At 64.8% G+C, this 6,961-nt stretch carries 9 protein-coding genes; 6 read left to right on the top strand and 3 right to left on the bottom strand.

Going from position 1 to position 6,961, the window contains the following annotated elements; genetic code table 11:
• Positions 1-211 precede the first annotated feature (211 nt).
• From gatC to gatB, 3 genes are read left to right on the top strand one after another with little or no spacing between them, the layout of a single operon-like run.
• A complete protein-coding gene (gene gatC, locus Q0C59_RS13275; protein WP_291216286.1) occupies positions 212-511 on the top strand; it encodes an Asp-tRNA(Asn)/Glu-tRNA(Gln) amidotransferase subunit GatC in 300 nt (99 codons plus the stop codon).
• Entirely contained in the window at positions 508-1,998 is a 1,491-nt protein-coding gene (gatA, locus tag Q0C59_RS13270) for an Asp-tRNA(Asn)/Glu-tRNA(Gln) amidotransferase subunit GatA (RefSeq protein WP_291216285.1), read from the top strand. The genes gatC and gatA overlap by 4 nt, the downstream gene beginning before the upstream one ends.
• 2 nt (positions 1,999-2,000) lie before the next feature.
• Positions 2,001-3,458 carry an Asp-tRNA(Asn)/Glu-tRNA(Gln) amidotransferase subunit GatB gene (gene gatB, locus Q0C59_RS13265; protein ID WP_291216284.1) on the top strand — a complete coding sequence of 486 codons (1,458 nt, stop codon included), beginning with the start codon at positions 2,001-2,003 and terminating at the stop codon, positions 3,456-3,458.
• Positions 3,459-3,497: 39 nt separating this feature from the next.
• On the opposite strand, the gene Q0C59_RS13260 is transcribed toward gatB, so the two are convergent.
• Positions 3,498-4,190: a DUF4124 domain-containing protein gene (locus Q0C59_RS13260; protein WP_366518869.1), complete on the bottom strand. Its 693-nt coding sequence runs from the start codon at positions 4,188-4,190 to the stop codon at positions 3,498-3,500.
• An 11-nt stretch (positions 4,191-4,201) separates the two neighbouring features.
• Positions 4,202-4,918 carry an orotate phosphoribosyltransferase gene (gene pyrE, locus Q0C59_RS13255; RefSeq protein ID WP_291216282.1) on the bottom strand — a complete coding sequence of 239 codons (717 nt, stop codon included), beginning with the start codon at positions 4,916-4,918 and terminating at the stop codon, positions 4,202-4,204.
• Positions 4,919-4,928: 10 nt separating this feature from the next.
• On the opposite strand from pyrE, the gene Q0C59_RS13250 reads away from it, so the two are divergent.
• From Q0C59_RS13250 to Q0C59_RS13240, 3 genes are read left to right on the top strand one after another with little or no spacing between them, the layout of a single operon-like run.
• Positions 4,929-5,720, top strand: a complete 792-nt coding sequence (locus Q0C59_RS13250) for an exodeoxyribonuclease III (protein WP_291216281.1) — start codon at positions 4,929-4,931, stop codon at positions 5,718-5,720.
• 12 nt (positions 5,721-5,732) lie between these two features.
• On the top strand, positions 5,733-6,074 hold the full coding sequence (locus tag Q0C59_RS13245; protein WP_366518868.1) for a type II toxin-antitoxin system CcdA family antitoxin: 342 nt from the start codon (positions 5,733-5,735) through the stop codon (positions 6,072-6,074).
• A complete protein-coding gene (locus Q0C59_RS13240; protein WP_291216279.1) occupies positions 6,074-6,403 on the top strand; it encodes a CcdB family protein in 330 nt (109 codons plus the stop codon). Before Q0C59_RS13245 ends, Q0C59_RS13240 begins: the two co-directional genes overlap by 1 nt.
• 44 nt (positions 6,404-6,447) lie before the next feature.
• Here the strand turns inward: Q0C59_RS13240 and Q0C59_RS13235 are convergent.
• Positions 6,448-6,961 (bottom strand): molybdopterin cofactor-binding domain-containing protein (locus Q0C59_RS13235; RefSeq protein ID WP_291216278.1); only part of this gene is annotated, 514 nt, incomplete at its 5' end.

Here is a 6,961-nt window from a genome sequence, read left to right as displayed (position 1 = left end):
CCAGAAGGTAGGCCGGACATCGGTTCTAAGTGTTTGATTCCAAGGCAAAAACCGTGGCGGCACGGGGTCTGCCGTTAAACCTTGGATAATACCGTATCCCCTGTGCACAACTGCACGCAACTCAGCCCCATTTCTTGCATTTACACCGCGTTTCAGCAGCTTTGGCGGCTCACGGGGCGCTGCAGATCCACCCTTCCGGAACCACCACGACATGTCACTGACCCTGTCCGACATCGGCCGCATCGCCAACCTGGCACGCCTGGAGCTCACCGCGCCGCAGAGCGAACGCATGCTGACCCAGCTCAACGGTTTCTTCGACACCGTGGAGCAGATGAACGCGGTCGACACCACCGGCGTGGAGCCGCTGGCCCACCCCACCGCCGTGATCGACCACGTCTCGCTGCGCCTGCGCCCCGACGTGGCGAGTGAACCCAACAACCGCGAAGCCAACCAGAAGAGTGCCCCTGCTGTCGAACGCGGCCTGTTTCTTGTGCCCAAGGTGATTGAATGAAGTCCATCCACGACATGGGCGTGCTGGAGCTCGCCACCGCCATCGCACAGAAGCAGACCACCAGCGTCGAAGCCGTGCAGCACCTGCTGGCCCGCGCCAAACAATTTGCTTCTTTGGGCGCCTACCTCGCGTTCAACGAAGAAGCCACACTGGCCCAGGCCAGTGCTGCGGACGAGCGCATTGCCGCAGGCGAGCGCACGCCGCTGCTGGGCGTGCCGCTGGCGCACAAGGACATTTTCGTCACGAAAGACTTTCCCACCACCGCCGGATCGAAGATGTTGGCGGGTTACCAGAGCCCGTTCGACGCCACCGTGGTGCAGCGCCTGGCCGCACAGGGCGCCGTGTCGCTGGGCAAGCTCAATTGCGACGAGTTCGCCATGGGCTCGGGCAATGACAACTCGGCTTTCGGGCCAGTGCACAACCCCTGGGACACCTCGCGCGTGCCCGGCGGCTCTTCGGGCGGCTCGGCGGCTGCCGTGGCTGCGCGCCTGCTGCCAGCCGCAACCGGCACCGACACCGGCGGCTCGATCCGCCAGCCCGCCAGTTTCACCGGCATCACCGGCATCAAGCCCACCTATGGCCGTTGCTCCCGTTACGGCATGGTGGCGTTCGCCTCCAGCCTCGACCAGGCCGGACCCATGGCGCGCAGCGCCGCCGACTGTGCGGCCTTGCTGACCGCGATGGCTGGTCCCGACATCGACCGCGACTCCACCAGCCTGGACCACCCGGCCGAGGACTACAGCGCGGCACTCAACCGTCCGCGTGAAGGTGCTTCCGCGGCTCAGCCGCTCAAGGGCTTGCGCATCGGTTTGCCAGCCGAATTTTTCGGCGCGGGATGTGCACCCGATGTGCTGTCCGCCGTGCGCGCGGCGCTCGCCGAGTACGAAAAGCTGGGCGCCACGCTGGTCGACATCTCGCTGCCCCGCACCGAACTCTCGATCCCGGTCTACTACATCATTGCGCCCGCCGAAGCGTCGAGCAACCTGAGCCGTTTTGACGGCGTGAAGTTCGGCCACCGCGCCGCGAAATACGACGACCTGCTCGACATGTACAAGAAGTCGCGCAGCGAGGCCTTTGGCCCCGAGGTGCAGCGCCGCATCATGATCGGCACCTACGTGCTGAGCCATGGCTACTACGACGCCTACTACCTCAAGGCCCAGCAGATCCGACGCCTGATCGCGCAAGACTTTCAATCCGCCTTCGAGCGCTGCGATGTGATTGCCGGCCCGGTGGCGCCCACCGTGGCCTGGAAGATCGGCGAGAAGAGCGACGACCCGATGGCCAACTACCTCGCCGACATCTACACCCTGTCCACCAGCCTGGCCGGCCTGCCCGGCATGAGCGTGCCGGCGGGCTTTGGCGCCGGCGGCATGCCGGTGGGCCTGCAGCTCGTGGGCAACTACTTCAAGGAGGGCGAACTGCTGCACGCTGCGCACGCCTTCCAGCAAGCGACCGACTGGCACACGCGTTCGCCCTCGGGATTCTGATCATGAGCAACACAAGCAAATCCCTTCTGGTTCAAGGCTACGAGGTCGTGATCGGCTTCGAGACCCATGCGCAGCTCGCCACGCAATCCAAGATCTTCAGTCGCGCACCCATTGCGTTCGGCGCCGAGCCCAACACGCAGGCCTGCGCGGTAGACCTCGCTTTGCCGGGCACGCTGCCGGTGATGAACCAGGGCGCGGTGGAGCTGGCCATCCGCCTGGGGCTGGCGCTGGGTTCACACATCGCCGAACACAGCGTGTTCGCGCGCAAGAACTATTTCTACCCCGACCTGCCCAAGGGCTACCAGATCAGCCAGTTCGAGATCCCGGTGGTGCAGGGCGGCGAGGTGTCGTTCTTCCTCGGCGATGAGAAGAAGACCGTGCGTCTGGTGCGCGCGCACCTCGAAGAAGACGCGGGCAAGAGCCTGCATGAAGACTTCATTGGGCAAAGCGGCATCGACCTCAACCGCGCTGGCACCCCGCTGCTGGAGATCGTGACCGAGCCCGACATGCGATCCAGCGCCGAGGCCGTGGCCTACGCCAAAGAGCTGCACAAGATCGTGACCTGGATCGGCATCTGCGACGGCAACATGCAGGAAGGCTCGTTCCGCTGCGACGCCAACGTGTCGGTGCGCAAACCCGGCGCCGAGCTGGGCACGCGCCGCGAGATCAAGAACCTGAACTCGTTCAAGTTCATGCAGCAGGCCATCGACTATGAAGTGCGCTGGCAGATCGAGGAGATCGAAGACGGCCGCACCATCCAGCAGGCCACGGTGCTGTTCGACCCCGACACCGGCGAGACGCGCGCCATGCGCACCAAGGAAGACGCGGCCGACTACCGTTACTTTCCCGACCCCGATCTGCCGCCGCTGGTGATTGCGCGCGAATGGGTGGAACAGGTGCGCGCCGGCATGCCCGAGCTGCCGCGCCAGATGGCCGAGCGCCTGGTGCGCGACTACGGCCTGCCCGAGTACGACGCCACCACGCTGACGCAGAGTCCGGCCATGGCGGCCTACTTCGAGACAGCAGCGAAGGCCAGTGGCCAGGCGAAGCTGGTGAGCAACTGGATCATGGGCGAGGTTTCCCGCCGGCTCAACGCCGACGAAGGCGACATGGCTGCGGTGCCGGTGAGTGCCGCGCAACTGGCCGCGTTGATCGCGCGCATTGCCGACGGCACGATTTCCAACAACGCGGCCAGGCAGGTCTTCGACGCCTTGTGGACTGGCGAAGGCAGCGATGTCGATGCCGTCATCGAAGCCAAAGGCCTCAAGCAGATGAACGACACCGGCGCGCTGGAAAAGATCATCGACGAGGTGATGGCCGCCAATGCCGACAACGTGGCCCAGTTCCGCGCCGGCAAGGAAAAGGCCTTCAATGCGCTGGTCGGTCAGGTCATGAAAGCCAGCAAGGGCAAGGCCAACCCGCAGCAGGTCAACGACGTGCTGCGCCAGAAACTTCAGTGAGTGAACGCGTGAGGGGTGCCCGCCCGCAGGCGGCGGGCTTCAGCGCTTGATCGTGGCGGCGTTGCTGGCCGCTGCAGAGGGTGACCAGAGCTGGCGCAGCTTGCCCAGCTCTTCGTCGAAGCGCTGGTTGATGCGCAGCTTTTCCTGGGCCTGCTCTTCCAGAAAACGCTTCTGCACCACCATCTGCTTCTCGCTGTCTTCGAGCTTGCGGCGCAGCCAGAACGGCGCCTTGCTCGGGTCGGACTGGTAGAACTCCATTTCCGCGTCCACCTCTTTGCGCTGCTGCACCAGCGCCGCTTCGCGCTTGTTCACGGCCGCGATCACATCGTCGATCTGTGACAAGGCTTCGGCACGCTCCTTGTCGTGCACCGCCTGGTTGGGGTAGCGGATCAGCAGGGCACGCTCGCGGCGCTTTTCTTCGGCGGCGCGGGCCTTGATCTCGTTTTCAGCACGTTGTTTGTTTTCCAGCCTGGCGCGCTCGTCGGCGGTGTAGCTGGGCGGAACCACCTGGCGCACGATGCCGGTGTTGCCCAGTTTGTGCTGCTCGCGGTCCAGGCATTCCACGATCGGGCGGTCGGAGGTGATGCGCCGCCCTTTGGCGTCGACGCAGGTGTAGATGCCCTGGGCCTGTGCGCTCGCTGCGGCTCCCCAAAGTGCGCCCGCCATCAGCACGCAGGCACCCAGCTGCAGGGCGCTCGGCAGGAGAGGGGTCAACGGGCGGGTGAGTTTCATGGTGGGGGGTGTCAGTTCACACCGTAGCGCAGGCGGTAGGCCTGCACCCGCTGGCGGTGCGCATCAAGCTCCCCCCCGGTGTGAACGCTCAGATACTGCAGCAAATCCGCCAGGGTGGCAATTGCACAAACTTGCAAGCCGAGCTCGCGCTGAACATATTGCACCGCACTGTGATCCACGTCTCGAACCGAGCCGTCCGGGCCGACCTCGGTGGCCTTCTCCTGCCGGTCCAGCGCGATGGTCACGGCGTGCGGGATGGCCCCGGCGGCGCGGATCAGGGCGATGGACTCGCGCGCGGCGGTGCCGGCGGACATCACGTCGTCCACGATCAGCACCCGGCCCTGCAGCGGCGCGCCCACCAGGGTGCCGCCTTCGCCGTGGTCCTTGGCTTCCTTGCGGTTGTAGGCAAAAGGCACGTTGAGGCCCAGGCGCGAGAGCTCGATGGCGAGCGCCGCGCCCAGCGGAATGCCCTTGTAGGCCGGTCCGAAGATCATGTCGAACTCGACGCCGCTGGCGATGAGGGCCTTTGCATAGAATTGCGCGAGCCGCGCGAGCTTGGCGCCATCATCGAACAGCCCGGCGTTGAAGAAGTAGGGCGAGAGGCGCCCCGCCTTGGTCTTGAATTCGCCGAAGCGCAGCACGCCGGCGTCCACACAAAACTGCACGAATTCCTGCGCGAGCGCAGCGTCCGGGGCGCCCGCATGGGTCGCGCCTGTATCCAACACCATGGGGGTTTCCTTGTTCAAACTGACCAGCCTCAACCTCAACGGCATCCGTTCCGCCACCACCAAAGGCCTGGAGACCTGGCTCGCCGCGCACCAGCCGGATTGTATTTGTGTGCAGGAGGTGAAGGCACAGGAGCTGGACGTGGCCGGCCGTTTTGAGCACCTCGCCGGTCTGCGCGGCCACTTCCACTTTGCGCAGAAAAAGGGCTACTCGGGCGTGGGCGTGTACACCCGCCACGAGCCCAGCGACGTCATCACCGGCTTCCGGTGCGAAGAGTTCGACGCCGAGGGCCGCTACACCGAACTGCGTTTCGACACACCGGGGCGCAAGCTCTCGCTGATCAGCGCCTACTTTCCCAGCGGCTCTTCAGGCCCCGAGCGGCAAGAGGCCAAGTACCGTTTTCTGGCGGCGTTCCACCCGCACCTGATGGCGCTCAAGGGCGAGCGCGAATTCATCTTGTGTGGCGACGTGAACATCGCCCACCAGCAGGCCGACCTGAAGAACTGGCGCAGCAACCAGAAAAACAGCGGTTTCCTGCCCGAAGAGCGCGCCTGGATGACCACGTTGCTCACCGACGGCGGTCTGGTCGACGTGTACCGCCGTCTGCAACCCGACACCACCGACACCTGCTACACATGGTGGAGCAACCGCGGCCAGGCCTACGCGAACAACGTGGGTTGGCGGCTCGACTACCACCTGGCCACGCCGGCCCTGGCGGCGCTGGCGCTCACGGAACACATCTACAAGGATGTGAAGTTCAGCGACCACGCGCCGATCACGATCGAATACGACCTGACTTTGTGATGGCAATGCTGGATGTGGCTTGAACGTGCCCAGCGGCACAGCCGTTTGACGCCCTGCATGCAGTATGCGCACAATATGCGCATTCGTTCATTTGGAGTGTCCAGCATGCAAGCCCGTGGAGCTTCGACCCGCAAGCGTCCCGTCAATCTCACGATGAACGAGGCCCTGGTGGCGCAGGCCAAAACCTACACCAACAACCTGTCAGCAACCATGGAGTCGTTGCTGGCGGAGTTCGTCGAAAACCAGCAGAACGCGCAACGCAACCGTCAACGAAAGGTCGACGTCTGTGCGGCTGACTGGAATGCGGTGCACGAAGCGGTGGGGTCGTTTGCAGACGAGCACTCCACTTTGTGATGGCGCAGTTCGATGTCCATCGCAACAAGGGAGCCTTGCGCGATTCGATTCCCTTTGTCGTGGTGGTGCAGTCCGCCCAGTTTGACCGCTATCGAAGGCGTGTTGTTGTCCCGCTCGTGCGTCAGTCCCTGCTGCCGCGAGACACGCCCACTGTGGGAGCCCGAATGAACCCGGTTTTCGTCATTGACGGTGTTCCTGTGGTTTTGCATCCACTGGACATGGTCTCGGTGGCGCTGGATCAATTGGGCGAGACGGTTGGCTCACTGGAGCAGGAAGGGCAGGTCATTGCGGATGCGCTGGACGAGCTGCTGACCCGAACCTGGGGCTGACCGAGTGCGCAGCCCTGCGCGTGTCGAGGTCTTCCACACTGGCCTCAGGCGAGCTTGAACGGCAGCTCGCGCAGCGGCTTGCCGGTGAGTTGCGCGATGGCGTTGGCGAACGCGGGCGCGAGCGGCGGCAGGCCGGGCTCGCCGATGCCGGTGGGCGGGTCGGCGCTGGGCACCACGTGCACGTTGATCTCGGGCATGTCGGTGATGCGCGCCATGGTGAAGTCACCGAAGTTGCTCTGCTCGACCACGCCGTCTTTCAGCGTGATGGCCGAGCCCGGCAGGCACATCGACAGGCCCATGACGGCCGCGCCCTGCACCTGCGTTTCCACGCTCTTGGGGTTGATGGCCAGGTTGCAGTGCACGCGGTGCAGCACCGGGTCCTGTTTTGTGGCGCGTGCGATGTCGTCGAGCAGCGTCTCCATGACGAAGGCGGTGTGGATCGAGCCGACGCTGCGCCACCACAGCACCGGCACGTTGACCTTGGGGTGGTGCACGGTGAGGCGCATGGGCAGGCCGTACGGCTCGCGCATACCTTCGGTGGCGGTGGCGTCGATGCCG

Source organism: Hydrogenophaga sp. (assembly GCF_022844385.1).
In the GTDB taxonomy this organism is placed as follows: Bacteria; Pseudomonadota; Gammaproteobacteria; order Burkholderiales; family Burkholderiaceae_C; genus Hydrogenophaga.
Note: the sequence above shows the minus strand (reverse complement) of the source record. Positions and strands in the feature narration are given on the sequence as shown.